The sequence below is a fragment of the Massilia niastensis DSM 21313 genome, assembly GCF_000382345.1.
In the GTDB taxonomy this organism is placed as follows: Bacteria; Pseudomonadota; Gammaproteobacteria; order Burkholderiales; family Burkholderiaceae_D; genus Telluria; species Telluria niastensis.
The window spans coordinates 65229-79402 of the sequence record NZ_KB908104.1 but is presented as its reverse complement, the minus strand read 5'-3'; the positions used below and the strand labels follow the sequence as shown (position 1 = coordinate 79402).

The 14174-nt window shown below is 66.3% G+C and carries 9 protein-coding genes; 3 read left to right on the top strand and 6 right to left on the bottom strand.

Annotated elements, in window-relative coordinates; genetic code table 11:
- Positions 1 to 213: transposase (locus H162_RS33290; protein ID WP_503826191.1), on the bottom strand; the 213-nt coding region annotated here is incomplete at its 3' end.
- Positions 214 to 311: 98 nt separating this feature from the next.
- The gene (locus tag H162_RS0117280) at positions 312 to 2543 is read right to left on the bottom strand and encodes a TonB-dependent receptor (protein ID WP_084677043.1); all 2232 of its coding nucleotides are present in this window, start codon (positions 2541 to 2543) and stop codon (positions 312 to 314) included.
- Positions 2544 to 2794: 251 nt separating this feature from the next.
- Here H162_RS0117280 and H162_RS0117275 point away from each other — a divergent pair, with 251 nt between their 5' ends.
- On the top strand, positions 2795 to 6121 hold the full coding sequence (locus H162_RS0117275; protein ID WP_020654744.1) for a glycosyl hydrolase: 3327 nt from the start codon (positions 2795 to 2797) through the stop codon (positions 6119 to 6121).
- Here H162_RS0117275 and H162_RS0117270 read toward each other — a convergent pair.
- The 4 genes from H162_RS0117270 to H162_RS0117255 form a co-directional block, all read right to left on the bottom strand.
- Entirely contained in the window at positions 6022 to 7059 is a 1038-nt protein-coding gene (locus H162_RS0117270) for a LysR family transcriptional regulator (RefSeq protein ID WP_040787633.1), read from the bottom strand. The two genes, H162_RS0117275 and H162_RS0117270, sit on opposite strands and share 100 nt — an antisense overlap.
- Before the next feature lie 186 nt (positions 7060 to 7245).
- Entirely contained in the window at positions 7246 to 8379 is a 1134-nt protein-coding gene (gene lldD, locus H162_RS0117265) for an FMN-dependent L-lactate dehydrogenase LldD (protein WP_020654740.1), read from the bottom strand.
- 75 nt (positions 8380 to 8454) lie between these two features.
- Complete coding sequence (gene rhaI, locus H162_RS0117260; protein WP_020654739.1) at positions 8455 to 9750, bottom strand: L-rhamnose catabolism isomerase; 1296 nt, start codon at positions 9748 to 9750, stop codon at positions 8455 to 8457.
- Between the two features lie 62 nt (positions 9751 to 9812).
- A complete protein-coding gene (locus tag H162_RS0117255) occupies positions 9813 to 11924 on the bottom strand; it encodes a bifunctional rhamnulose-1-phosphate aldolase/short-chain dehydrogenase (RefSeq protein WP_020654738.1) in 2112 nt (703 codons plus the stop codon).
- 312 nt (positions 11925 to 12236) lie between these two features.
- On the opposite strand from H162_RS0117255, the gene H162_RS0117250 reads away from it, so the two are divergent.
- Together H162_RS0117250 and rhaS are read left to right on the top strand one after the other, a co-directional pair.
- On the top strand, positions 12237 to 13112 hold the full coding sequence (locus tag H162_RS0117250) for a DeoR/GlpR family DNA-binding transcription regulator (RefSeq protein ID WP_020654737.1): 876 nt from the start codon (positions 12237 to 12239) through the stop codon (positions 13110 to 13112).
- Positions 13109 to 14113 carry a rhamnose ABC transporter substrate-binding protein gene (rhaS, locus tag H162_RS0117245; protein ID WP_020654736.1) on the top strand — a complete coding sequence of 335 codons (1005 nt, stop codon included), beginning with the start codon at positions 13109 to 13111 and terminating at the stop codon, positions 14111 to 14113. The genes H162_RS0117250 and rhaS overlap by 4 nt, the downstream gene beginning before the upstream one ends.
- Positions 14114 to 14174 lie beyond the last annotated feature (61 nt).

The following is a 14174-nucleotide window of genomic DNA, read 5'->3' as shown; positions in this document are numbered from 1 at the left end:
AAACAGGTAGCCGATGAACAGCATCTTGAACAGCGTCACAGGGTCCAGTGCTGGGCGACCATTATCGGCGCAGTACAAATGCGCGGTCTGTTCCCGGATGAAATCGAACTTGATGTGGCGGTCGATCAGACGCAGCAAATGGTCTTGCGGTACCAGCTGTTCCAGCGTGACCATCTCCAGCTCGTGCTGGAAGGGAGAAGGTGTCTTGAGCATGATGACATTAAATCAAAAGCCCCCGCCGTTGGCGAGGGCTTTTGACTTTGTCAGCAGTCTGAGAGGCCCGTCAGGGCCTCTGCGCTGTTCGCTGGCGTCTAGAAGTTATAACGCAGGCGTACACCGAAGGTGCGCGGCGGCTGGAACTGGTACGTGTTGATACGGGCGACGTAGTTGCGCTGTGCGTTGGCCAGCACCACCTTGTCGGTCACGTTGTTACCAAACGCCTGGACTTCCCAGGCGCCGTCGTGCGGCTTGTAGCTCAGCAGGGCATTCACGGTGGTAAAGGACGGGGAGCGCGTGTCCTGGTCGTTGAACACCGTGTAATAGAAGTCGCTCGAGTGCTTGGCCGACACGCGGGCCATCAGCTCGCCACCACCGACATCGACACTGCGCTGGACGCCCGCGGTGATCACGTACTTCGGCGCATTCGGCAGGTCGTTGCCGCCGATGTTATGCGAGACGGGCGGATTGGCGCCGTCGCGGACAATGATGTTGTTGCCGAAGGTGGCGTCCAGGAAGGTCGCATTCAGGTCGAAGCGCGCCAGGTCCGGAATGTTCGCCACCAGTTCGGTCTCCAGGCCCTTGATGGTCGCACTGCCGACGTTGAACACGCCACCGCCGCTGGCCAGTGCATCGGTTGCCTGCGACGCCTGGTAGTTCGAGTAATCCTGGTAGAACAGCGCCGCATTGAACTTGATCTTGCGGTCCCAGAACTGGTTCTTGCTGCCGAATTCGATCGACTTGACCGACTCGGAATCGTAAGGCAGCGCGGCGGCACTGCCGTTCGAGTTGAAGCCGCCGGCCTTGTAGCCGGTGGCGTACTTCGCGTACAGGAAGTTCTGCGGGGTGAGCGTCCAGTCGAGGCCGACCAGGTAGGTAGGCTTCGAATCGCTCATTTCGCCATTACCGGGATTCGTGATGGGCGGCGCACCGATGAAGGGACTGACCAGCGCTCCCAGGGTCAGGCGCGACTGGCCCGTGCGCGTCTTTTCGTCACGCGAATAACGGGCGCCGAGCGTCAGTTTCAGGTCGTCCGTCAGGTTCATGCCGACCTGCGAGAACACGCCTTCGGTCTTGGTATTGATCAGGTAATCGAACTTGATGCCGAAGGTGTTGGCAAAGGTGGTGGGCAGGCCTGGGTCCATCGACAGGACGCGCACACCGCTGTCGATCACGTTCCTTTCCGTGAAGTAGAAATAGCCGGCCTGGGCGGTGAAGCGGCCCTTGAGCGGGGTTGCGATCCGGATCTCGTGATTGCGCGTTGCGGGATCTTCATTCTGGATGAACTGGCGGATGCCCGGATAGGCCGCGCCGGTCGCGTCGAGCTCATGGTGGTAATCCTGCTTGTCGTAGCCGCCGGCATAGGTCAGGGTCAGGTCCCACGGCAGGCGGTCATAGCTGAATTCCCAGCGGGTGCGCTCACCGGTCAGGTCGGTCACGGTCGGCGCCCAGCCAGGGAAGGTCCTGGCGTCGCCGATCGGGGTCACGACACCCAGGGGCCCCACCTTGGTCAGGTCGCCGACCGCGTCGATCCTGTCCTTCTGGTACGAGACCAGGCCTTCGAAGCCGCCGATCGGCTGGAAAGCCAGTTGCAGGCGCGCCGACCGGGTATCCTCGTCGTCGCCCTTGAGATTGATGCCGGTGACATTGCGATAGCCGTCATGCTGGCGCGACACGGCCGAGAAGCGCAGTTGCACCTTGTCGCTCAGGGGCAGGTTGACCGCGCCTTCGACGTTGCGCGCGTCGAAGTTGCCGAATTCCGCGCTCAGGTAGCCGCCGAATTCCTCGGTCGGCTTGGCGCTGATGATGTTGATCAGGCCACCGGTCGAGTTACGTCCGAACAGCGTACCTTGCGGGCCCTTCAGGACCTCGACACGCTGGACGTCGTACATCGAGGACGCGATGGTGAACGAACGGTTGGTGAAGAGGCCATCACGGGCGATCGGCACCGCCGGATCGCCGATTTCGGTCGTGTCGGTCGATGCTATGCCGCGCATCGCGACATAGGCGGCGCCGGTATTGCTGGTCACGTTGATGCTCGGGTCGATGGTCTGCAGGGCCTGGACATTGGAGACGCCTGCATCGGCCAGGGCGGTGCCGCTGTAGACGTTCAGCGCCACGGCGGTGGTCTGGGCATTCGTCCGTACGCGGTTGGCCGTCACCACCACCACGTTGTCGTCCTGCCTGGCCGGTGCCGCCGCCTTCTGGCCTTCGGCGACGGGAGCGCCTTCGGCAGGCGCCGGCGCCACCTGGGCAAAGGCGGTCTGGGTGGAAATCAGCATCGCGCCGCTGGCCAGCAGGCACTCCAACATTCGTTTGTATTGCATGGTATCTCCAATGACGTCCCCGCGGGACGAGGTCTTCTCTTGTTGTAGGTCGCCTTGATGCGAGCGATGGAGTGAGGCTACTGCAGCTTCGCCTCTCCAAAAAGTTGTCGCTGTCGATGTTGACCTATTCGTTTGACTGATACGACAGCTATCGGCCTGCCCGAATCCGAGGTATCTCGAATGAAGACTTCAGTTTCCCGCGCCTGCCAACCTACACTGGAGACCCTGCAATCCGACGGCATTCCCTGTCCATGCGCCTCAAAACAATCAGCCTGTTGATTACTTCCCTGCTGGCGGCTCCCGGCTTTGCAACACCGCTGCACGCCGGCTTCGTCAATCCGCCCGACGAGGCGCGCCCGCGCGCCTGGTGGCACTGGATGGACGGGAATGTGAGCCAACCCGGCATCCTGCGCGACCTGCAGTGGATGAAGCGGGTCGGCCTCGGCGGACTGCAGCAGTTCGATGCGAGCCTGCACACGCCGCAGGTGGTCGCCGAGCGCGCCGCCTACCGCAGCCCCGCATGGCAGGCTTACCTGCGCACCGCGGCCGGCGAAGCGCAGCGCCTCGGCCTGGAATTCGCCGTCGCCAGTTCGCCCGGCTGGAGCCTGACCGGCGGGCCATGGGTCAGGCCCGAGCAGGCCATGAAGAAGCTGGTCTGGAGCGAACTGAGCGTCGAAGGCGGCAGCGCGAACCCGGCCCTGCCCGCGCCGCCGAAGCTGGCCGGCCCCTTCCTGGACGTGGCCGCCCATGCCGAGGCGCCGGATCACTCCGCGGCGCCCGACTGGTACCGCGACATCGCGGTGCTGGCGGTACCAAGCGAAGCACCCGCCCCCGTTCCGGCCCGTATCCTCAGCCGCGCGGGAGACGACCTGACGGCGCAGCTGAGCGACGGCCGCCTGGGCCAGCCCGCCTGGCTCGTACTGGGCAGCGACGGCCTCACCTGGGTCAGTCTCGACTACCCGCAGGCCGCCAGCTTCCAGGCGGTCACCCTGACGATTCCGGCGCCACGCGGCTTCGGCACGCCGCCGCTTCCCGAGGTGGTGCTGCAGGCGAGCGCGGACGGCGAACGCTATACCGATATCGCGCCGATCACTCTGAGTACCGCGCCGCAGCAGACCATCGCCTTTGCCCCGCACACGGCGAAGCACTGGCGCGTGCGGCTCAAGGCCGGCGCCACGGGCGGCGCGCCGCCGGCTGGGCCGGGCGTGCTGCTGCCGCCGTTCGGCAAGGCGGCCGAACGCTTCCCGCTGGCCGAGGTGACCCTGCACGCGCAGGCGCGCGTGCACCGGGTCGAGGAAAAGGCCGGCTTCGCGGCCGCCCGCGACTACTACGCCATCGATACGCCGTCCGCACCGGGCATTCCCGCCGAACGCATCCTCGACCTCAGCCGCCACCTGCAGCCGGACGGGCGCCTCGACTGGACTGCGCCGCCCGGCCGCTGGACGCTGCTGCGTTTCGGCTACAGCCTGACCGGGAAGCAGAACGGCCCCGCGCCGAAGGAAGCCACCGGCCTCGAAGTGGACAAGCTGAACGCGCGCCACGTGCGCCAGTACATGGACGACTACCTGGGCCTGGTGCGCCAGGCCGTCGGTCCGGAGCTGCTGGGACGGCGCGGCATCAAGGCCCTGCTCAACGACAGCATCGAGTCGGGCTTCCAGAACTGGACCGACGGCCTGGAAACGGCCTTCGCCACCCGGCGCGGCTATCCGCTGCTGCGCTGGCTGCCGGCGCTCACCGGCAGGATCGTCGGCGACGCCGGCGCCAGCGACCGCTTCCTGTTCGACTTCCGCCGCACCATCGCCGAGCTGTATGCGGACGGCCACTACGCCACCGTGGCCAGCGGCGCGCGCAGGCACGGCCTCAAGGTGTACGGCGAAGCGCTCGAGGACAACCGCCCGCAGCTCGGCGACGACATGGACATGCGGCGCCACGCCGACGTGCCGATGGCGGCCATGTGGACCGTCCCCGCCAAGGGTCAGCCGCGTCCCAGCTTCGTCGCCGACATCCAGGGCGCCGCCTCGGTGGCCCATGTATGGGGCCAGAACCTGGTGGCGGCGGAATCGATGACGGCCTTCGGCCAGCCATGGGGCTACGCGCCGCGCGACCTGAAGAAGACCGCCGACATCGAATTCGCGCTGGGCGTGAACCGCATCGTGATCCATACCTCGGCCCACCAGCCGCTGGATGGCCTCACTCCCGGCATGTCGCTCGCGCCTTTCCTCGGCCAGTATTTCTCGCGCCACGAAACCTGGGCGGAACAGGCCAGGCCGTGGATCGACTACCTGGCCCGCACTTCCTTCATGCTGCAGCAGGGCCGGCACGTCGCCGACATCGCCTACTTCTACGGGGAAGAAGCGCCGATCACCGGACTGTTCGGCGCCGATCCGAACCGCGATATCCCGGCCGGCTACGGCTTCGACTACGTGAACCTGAGCGCCCTGGCGCAGCAGTTCTCGGTCAGGGACGGACAGCTGGCCAGCCGCAGCGGCGGACGCTACCGCGTGCTCTACCTGGGCGGCGCCAGCCGCCGCATGACGGTCGCGGCGCTGGAACGCATTACGGCGCTGGTGCAGGCCGGCGCCGTGGTGGTCGGCCGGCGTCCCGTGGCTTCGCCCAGCCAGGCCGACCAGCCCGGCGACTTCGCCGCGCTGGCGGACCGGCTGTGGGGTCCTGCCGGCAGCCCGGCCGCGGTCCGGAAGGTCGGGCGCGGCAGCGTCCACGGCGCGGGCGACCTGGCCGGCGCGCTGGCGCAACTGGCGCTGCGTCCCGCGGTCCAGTTGAACGGAACGGCGGACGGGGTCATGGTCACGCAGCGGCATACTCCGACCCACGAGGTCTACTTCGTTGCGAATACCGGCCTTGAAGCGCGCGAGGTCAAGGCAGTGTTCCGCGATGCGCGGCAGGCGCCCGAGATCTGGCATCCGGACAGCGGCTGCGTGGCCGCGACCGCCCACGGCCAGGAAGCGGGCGGCGCCAGCGTGGCGCTGCAACTGCCCGCGCAGCAATCGCTGTTCGTCGTGTTCCCGCGGGCCGCGGCAACCCGGGGCCGGATGGGCGGCAGCGCCGAACCGGCGGCGTGGACGACGCTGGACGGCCCGTGGCAGCTCGGCTTCGAACAGGGGCGCGGCGGACCCGGGCAGCCGATGACGGTCGAGCAGCTCCAGCCCTGGAACCACAGCGCCCTCCCCGGCGTGCGCTATTTCTCGGGAACGGCGACCTACCGCAAGACCTTCAGCGTCGGCGGCAAACTGCCGGAACGGGTCGTCCTCGATCTCGGCCAGGTGCACGACCTGGCCCAGGTGACCCTGAACGGCCAGCCGGTCGGCACCGCGTGGAAACCGCCCTACCGCTTCGACCTGCGCCAGCTGCTGCGCGCGGGACGGAACGAACTCGCGGTCCGGGTCACCAACCTGTGGGTCAACCGCCTGGTGGGAGATGCGCAGGCGGACGCCGCCAGGGTCACCCAGGCCACGGGAATCTACGACGCCAGCGCGCCCTTGAGGGACTCCGGCATGATCGGACCGGTCCAGCTGCTGTCGGCCCCGATCGGCTCCTGCGTCCCGGGCATCGCGCAGTAAGTGTCCTCCGCGCCGCCCGTGTTGGCCTGGGCGGCGCGGCGCAGCATCGAGCGCAGCCAGATATGGGCCGGGTCGTTGTGGTTGGACTGGTGCCACTGCATGCACTCGATGATCCTGGGGACGGACACCGGGGTTTCCAGCACGCGGATCGGGTAGTAGCGCGCCAGCTGCAAGGCCAGCTGGCGCTGCAGGGTGGCGATGCGCTGGGTGCCGATCACGAATTGCGGCAGCATGTTGAACGAGGAGCACACCACCTCGATGCGCCGGTTCAGGCCGATGCTCTTGTAGAACCACTCGTCGAAGGCGAACTGCTGGTGCGAACCGAACGAGGTCGCGACGTGTCCGAGGCGCCGGTAATCGGTTTCGGTGAGCCGCTCGCCGACGTCGGCATTGTCGTTCCAGACGATGCAGTTGAAGTCATCGGAAAACAACACTTCGCTGGGGTAGCTGCGCGACAGGTAACGCTCCGGCATCAGCAGGATGTCGATTTCGCCGCGCTCCAGCTGCGACATGGAGCGCTCGTTCGGCTGCAGGATCTCCATGGTCACGAAGGGCGCCACATGGTTCAGCTGCGCGGTCAGGTGGGTCAGCACCACCGAGCTGACGAAGTCCGAGGCCACCACGCGGAAGTGGCGGGTCGTGGCTTCGGGCCGGAATTCGACCGCCGTCTCGACCGTCTGCTTGATCTTCATGAGGATGTCGCGCACCGGCTGCATCAGCGACAGCGCCAGGGGCGTGGGCGCCATGTTGCGCCCCGATTGGACCAGCAGCTCGTCGTTGAAATACTCGCGCAGGCGGGCGAGGATGCCGCTGGCGGCCGACTGGCTCAGGCACAGGCGGCGTGCCGCGCGAGTAATGCTGCATTCCGTCAACAACACATCCAAACCAATCAGCAAATTCAGGTCGAGGCGGTTGAACCGCATGCTCTGAACATTCATGTCCTTGTCTCCTTGTTGGCGCGGGAAAGCGCTTTCTTCGCCTTTTTTCCAACGATACATCGGGAGGGTTGCGAGGGCAACAAGGGCATGAACGGAACAGGCGGGTAAATGCTTTCCCGCCTTGGCATGTTTACAACACGCAACAGTGGGTGGCTCGCGGCAGGCCGTCGCGCGCGCAGACCGGTCTTACCTGGCCAGCAGGTGCGGCCCGATCTCCCGCACCGACTTCGCGCCGGTGAGGACCATGTTGGTGCGCAGGTCCTTTTCCATGATGGCCAGCAGGCGCTCGACACCCGCCTGGCCCTGCGTGGCCAGCGCATACACGAAGGCCCGTCCGATCAGGACGCCGTCGGCGCCCATGGCCAGCATGCGGAACACGTCGGTGCCGGTGCGCACGCCGCCGTCGGCGAAGATCGTCAGCTTCCCCTTGACGGCCTCGGCGATGGACGGCAAGGCCTGGGCGGTGGACAGGGCGCCGTCCAGCTGGCGCCCGCCATGGTTGGACACCACGATGCCGTCGGCGCCGAAGGCGATCGCATCGCGGGCATCGTCGGGGTCGAGGATGCCCTTGATGATCAACGTGCCCTTCCACTCGTCGCGGATCCACTGCAAGTCCTGCCAGCCGATGTCGGGATCGAAATTGGAACCCAGCCAGCCGATGTAATCCGCGAGGCCGGTGGCATGGCCGCGGTAGGTCGAGATATTCCCGAGGTCGTGAGGCCGCCCGTGCAGGCCGACGTCCCAGGCCCAGCGCGGACACAGCATGGCCTGCGCGATGCGCCGCAGCGGGCCGTTGGGACCGCTCATGCCGCTGTGCGCGTCACGGTAGCGGGCGCCGGGCACCGGCATGTCGACCGTGAACACCAGGGTCTTGGCGCCCAGTTCCCATGCGCGCCGCATGACGTCGCGCATGAACTCGCGGTCCTTCAGCACATACAGCTGGAACCAGATCGGCCGGGAGGCCTGGGCCGCCACCTCGGCCAGGGGACAGACCGACACCGTCGACTGGATGAAGGGGATCTTCCGGTGGCAGGCCGCGCGCACCGCCTGCACTTCGCCGCGGCGCGCATACATGCCGGCCAGGCCGATCGGCGCCAGCGCGATCGGAAGCCCGTAGTGTTCACCGAACCAGTCGACCGCCAGGTCGAGCTGTTCGGAGCCGCGCAGCACCCGCTGGCGCAGCTTGACCGCTTGCAGGTCGTCGACATTGGCGCGCAGCGTCTGCTCGGCGCCGGCGCCGCCATCGAGGTAGTGGAACAGGAAAGGCGGCAGCGCGCGCCGCGCAGCTTCGCGAAAGTCGGTTGCGGACGATATGATCATGTGGCGTGGAGCGTTGGCAGGAATACCGTTCAGTGTACGACGACATGGACGCCATCGTCCATGTCCATCGCGCGATCAGACGATGCCGCTGCCGCTCGCCCCCGCCTTCGCCGGACGCAGGCTGGCCGCGCGGTCGCGGTAGCCGCTGGCGCGGTAGCAGGCCACCGGATCGGCCGCGCCGCCGGCGCGCACCCGCGCCATCGCCAGGATCGGGCTGACGTCGGTGCGGAAGGCCTGCTTCAGGGCCTGCGCCGCCTGCAACACGTCGTTCTGCGCCTGCAGTTCGGCCAGCTGCGCGCGGTCGACCATCGCCGCCTGCACGAAGGAACGCTGCACCTCGACCGCGCTGTTCATCAGGCTCTCGATCGGGTCGGTGACATTGTGCGACTGGTCGAGCATGTAGGCCGGCTTGAAGGCCCCGCCTTCGCGCAGTGCGGCGTCGGCCAGCTCGTTAAACACCAGGAACAGCTGGAACGGATTGATCGAGCCCGAGTCCAGGTCGTCGTCGCCGTACTTGCTGTCGTTGAAGTGGAAGCCGCCCAGCTTGCCGAACTGCGCCAGGCGCGCCACGATCATCTCGATGTTGGTGTTGGGAGCGTGGTGGCCCAGGTCGACCAGGCACCTGGCCTTCGGTCCGAGCGCGGTGGCGCAGGCGAAGCTGGTGCCCCAGTCGGCGATCGTGGTGGCATAGAAAGCCGGCTCGAACAGCTTGTGCTCGATGAAGACGTTCCAGTCCTCCGGCAGGGCCGCATAGATCTGGCGCATGCTCTCGAGGTAGCGCTCGAGGGCGCCGCGCAGGTTGCTCTGGCCGGGGAAGTTGGCGCCGTCGCCGACCCAGACGGTCAGCGCCTTCGAACCAAGCTGTCGACCGAGATCGATGCATTCGATGTTGTGGGCCACCGCCTGGGCGCGCGTTTGCGCGCTGGCCGAGGTCAGGCTGCCGAACTTGTAGCTGTGTTCCTGGTCGGCCTGGTCCTGGAAGGTGTTCGAATTGACCGCGTCGAAGCCCAGCCCGAGGGCGTCTGCCGCCTGCCGCAGTTCCTGCACGTCGGTCGGCTTGTCCCACGGGAAGTGCAGCGACACGGCCGGGGTGGCGCGGGTGAGCTGGTTGATCACCGCGCAGTCGTCCATCTTCTCGAACACGTTGCGCGGTTCGCCGCGTCCCGGGAAGCGCGCGAAGCGGGTGCCGCCGGTGCCCACGCCCCAGCTCGGGACGGCCACGGCGAAGGTCTGCGCCTGCGCCGTCAGCGCCTCGATGTCCACGCCGCGGCGCGCCAGCATCCCGCCCAGCGCTTCGTAATCCGCTTCCAGGCGGGCGGCCTGTTTCGCGTTGTGCTCCGCCACCAGCGCGGTGTCGATGATCTTGTTCATGTTGTGTCTCCTTGTCGAACCGGGCGCGCCTGTGCGGCGCGCCGCTTCATTTTATAGGGTAATTAGCGGGTGAAGGCCCCGGCGTTGCCGGCGTCGACGTTCAGGATGTTGCCGGTGCTCTTGCCCGATTTGCTGCTGGCGAAGAAGTACACGGCTTCGGCGATATCCTCCGGATACACGCTCAGTTTCAGCATGCTGCGCTTGCGGTAGAACTCCTCGACATCGTCGGCCTCGATCTTGTTCGAGGCGGCGCGCTCTTCCTTCCACTTGCCGTCCCAGATGCGCGAGCCGCGGATCACGGCGTCCGGATTCACGACGTTGACGCGGATGCCATGCTCGGCGCCTTCCAGCGCGATGCAGCGCGCCAGGTGCAGCTCGGCGGCCTTGGCGGTGCAGTAGGCCGAGGCGCCGGCGGACGCCACCAGGCCGTTCTTGCTGCCCACGAAGACGATGCTGCCGCCCAGCTTCTGCTGCTTCATGACCTGGAAGGCGTTGCGGCTGACCAGGAAGTAACCGGTGACCAGGATGTCCTGGTTGCGTTTCCAGACTTCCAGCGAGGTCTCGTCCAGCGGCGCGGCCGAGGCGATGCCGGCGTTCGACACCAGCAGGTCGACGCCGCCGAAGCGCAGCGCGGTGGCGCCCAGGATGCTACCCACCTGCTCTTCGCTGGTGATGTTGGCCTGCACGGTGGCCACGGTATCCTTGCCCGCGACCTTGACCAGGTCCGCCCTGGCCTGCTCCAGCGCTTCGGCGTCGATATCGGTCAGCATCACGCAGGCGCCTTCCTGCAGCAGCTGGCGGGCGACCGCCTGGCCGATGCCGCCGGCGCCGCCGGTGACCAGGGCGATGCGGCCGGCCAGGCTCTTCGGCCGAGGGCTGCGCTGCAGCTTGGCTTCCTCGAGCAGCCAGTATTCGATGTCGAAGGCTTCCTGTTCCGGCAGGCCGACATAGCTGTCGACGCCGTTCGCGCCGCGCATCACGTTGATCGCGTTGACGTAGAACTCGCCGGCGATGCGCGCGGTGGCCTTGTCCTTGGCGAAGGACAGCATGCCCACGCCCGGGACCAGGTAGATGATCGGGTTGGCGTCACGGACTTTCGGGCTGGTGTCGCGCTTGCAGCGCTCGTAGTAGGCCGTGTAGTCGGCGCGGTAGTCTTCCAGCGCCTGGTCCAGGCCCGCCACCAGGCGCTCGAAGTCCGGGGCGGTCGGGTCGAAATCGAGCACCAGCGGGCGAATCTTGGTGCGCAGGAAGTGGTCCGGGCAGGAGGTGCCGAGGGCCGCCAGCGGCGCCAGGTCGGCGCTGCCGACGAATTCCAGCACGGCCTCGCTGTCGTCGAAGTGGCCCAGCTTGTATTCGGTCCTGCTGATCTTGCCGCGCAACAGGGGCATCAGGCGCGCCGCCAGGGCCGCACGCTCCTGCGCCGGCAATGGCGCATATTTCTGGCCGCCGAACACCGGCTGCTGGATGTTCTGCGCCAGCCAGTCCTCGGCGCGCTTGATGATCGCCAGCGTGGTTTCGTAGCAGGACTTGGCGGTGTCGCCCCAGGTGAACAGTCCGTGGCCTTCCAGGATGATGCCTTTCAGCTGCGGCTGCTCCTTGGACAGCTGTTCCAGCTTCAGGCCGAGGTCGTAGCCCGGGCGCTGCCACGGCAGCCAGCCCAGCTCACCCTCGAAGATCTTCTGCGTGAGCGCCTTGCTGTTCTTGCAGGCGGCGATCGCGATCACCGAATCCGGGTGCATGTGGTCGACGTGCTTGCGGTCGATGTAGGCATGCAGCGGGGTGTCGATGCTGGCCGCGCGCGGGTTCAGGTCGAAGGTGCAGTGCGGCAGGTAGCCGACCATCTCGTCCTCGTGCTCGAGGCCGCGGTAGCGGTTCTTCAGCGCGTTCAGCTTGTCCATGTACAGGGTCGAGAAGCCGTCCAGCTTGATGCTGCCCAGGTCGCCGCCCGAACCCTTCACCCACAGCACCTCGACCTGCTCGCCGGAGAGCGGATCGGCCATCATGACCTTGGCGGAGGTATTCCCGCCGCCGAAATTGGTGATGCGCAGGTCGGAACCCAGCAGGTTGGAACGGTACAGCAGCAGTTCCGGTTCGCCCAGGCTTGCCGCCACCTGGTCGTCCCAGCGTGAGGTGATCGCTTCCTTCTGCTGCTTCGCTTCGCTCGATGCTCCCATCAGAATCTCCGTATGTGTTGTGTGCCTGCCATCGCCCGATGGCGGTCATGTCGCGCTACTTCCGCGTCGTGCATGCACATCCGTGGCGTCCAAAAATAGTAGAAATCAGCGGTGCAGGCAGTGTCAACGGCAAACCGGCCGATCCGGCCCGGAAGCAGCGAATAATCACGGAATTGATTGAAATGAGCGGATTGGCGCGACACCAACGGAAAATAATCAGCAAGTTGATCATTTGGTGATTGACCCGGCAGGGACTGCTCATTAAGCTGAAAAAAATGCACGACCGTCAACGGCGGCATATGGAGGAGACACATGGTGAATCACAAACGCCGCAAGCAGTTATTGAAACTGCTTGCCGAGCACCAGAGCGCGACTGTCGCGCAGCTCGTCGAATGGCTCAACGCCTCGCCGGCCACGGTCAGGCGCGATATCAGCTGGCTGGTGGAACGCAACCTGCTCACCCGCACCCGCGGCGGAGCGGAGAACCTGCTGCCCAAGTCGCGCCAGCACCCGCTGTCGAGCGAGACCTTCCAGAACAACATCCGCTGCCAGGCCGACTGCAAGCGCGCCATCGCGCGCCACGCGGCCTCGCTGTGCGCGGACGGCGAGACCATCATCATCAATGGCGGCACCACGACCTTCATGATGGCCGAGTTCCTGGCCGACAAGCAGATGAAGATCCTGACCAATTCCTTCCTGATGGCGGAAAGGCTGCTGACCTCGAGCGAGAACGAGATCATCGTCCCGGGCGGGAAGATCTACCGCGAGCAGAACGTCATCCTGTCCCCGTTCGACAACGACATCACCCAGCACCACTACGCCAGCAAGATGTTCATGAGCGTGTACGGCCTGTCGATGCTGGGCCTGATGGAAGCCGACCCGGTCCTGATCCAGGCGGAGAAGCGCCTGATCAGCCAGGCCGAGCAGCTGGTGGTGCTGGCCGACAGTTCGAAATTCGCGCGCAAGGCCGGCCTGATCCTGTGCGGACTGGACCGGGTCTCCTGCGTGATCACCGACACCGGGGTCTCCGACAAGGCGGTGCAGCTGCTCGAAGGGTATGGCATCAAGGTGGTCATCGTCGAACCCGACGCCGCGGCGCCGAACCTGGAAACAGGCCTCGACGCCCGGTACGACCTGCAGGCCGCGGCGCACTTCGAGGCGCACGAACAGATGGAGACGACCCTTTGAAGCTCACACGACTCCTGCTGGCGGCGCTGGCCGCCGGCGCCCTCCTCGGTAGCGCCGGCTGCGACAGGAAACCCGAAAAGACCCGCATCGCGATGGTCGTCAAGAACCTCGGCAACGGCTTCTTCGATGCCGCCCACCAGGGCGCGAACGAAGCGGCCAGGCAGCTGGGCGACGTCGAGGTGATCTACACCGGCCCGACCACGCCCAGCGCCGAAGGCCAGATCGAGATCATCAACGCGCTGATCAGCCAGAAGGTCGATGCGATCGTGATCTCGGCCAACGATCCGAACGCCCTGGTGCCGATCGCGCAGAAGGCGATGAAGCGCGGGATCAAGGTGATCTCGTTCGACAGCGGCCTGGCGCCGGAAGGCCGCCAGATGCAGCTGAATCCCTCCAACGCCAGCCTGATCGGCGAAAAGCAGATCCAGATGGCGGCGCACAACATCGGCGGCGCGGGCGAGATCGCGATCCTGTCCGCCTCGGCCCAGGCGACCAACCAGAACATCTGGATCGGGGTCATGAAGAAGGTGCTCGAGAAGCCCGAGTATGCGAAAGTCAAGCTGGTCGCCACGGTCTATGGCGACGACCAGTCGGACAAGAGCTACCGCGAGGCCATCGGCCTGCTGCGCAGCCACCCGAACCTGAAGGCGATCATCGCGCCGACCACGGTGGGCATCGTCGCCGCCAGCAAGGCGGTGGCCGACGAAAAACTGGTCGGCAAGGTCTTCGTGACCGGTCTCGGGCTGCCGTCCGAGATGGCCGGCCACGTCAAGAGCGGCGCGGTGCGCGAGTTCGCGATCTGGAACCCGATCGACCTGGGCTACGCCGCCACCTACGCGGCCGCCGAATTCGTCAAGGGCAAGGCCGGGACGAAGGCCGGCGCCCAGGTCTCGGTGGGACGCATGGGCAGCGTGACGCTCGACGCCAGGGGCGAAGCCGCACTTGGTCCGCCGTTCACCTACAACAGCGACAACATCGACAAGTTCGCGAAGCTGTTCTAGGCGTTTCATCCACAGTGTTTCATCGAGACCTCGTTCCGCGGTGCACGGGAACGAGGGATGA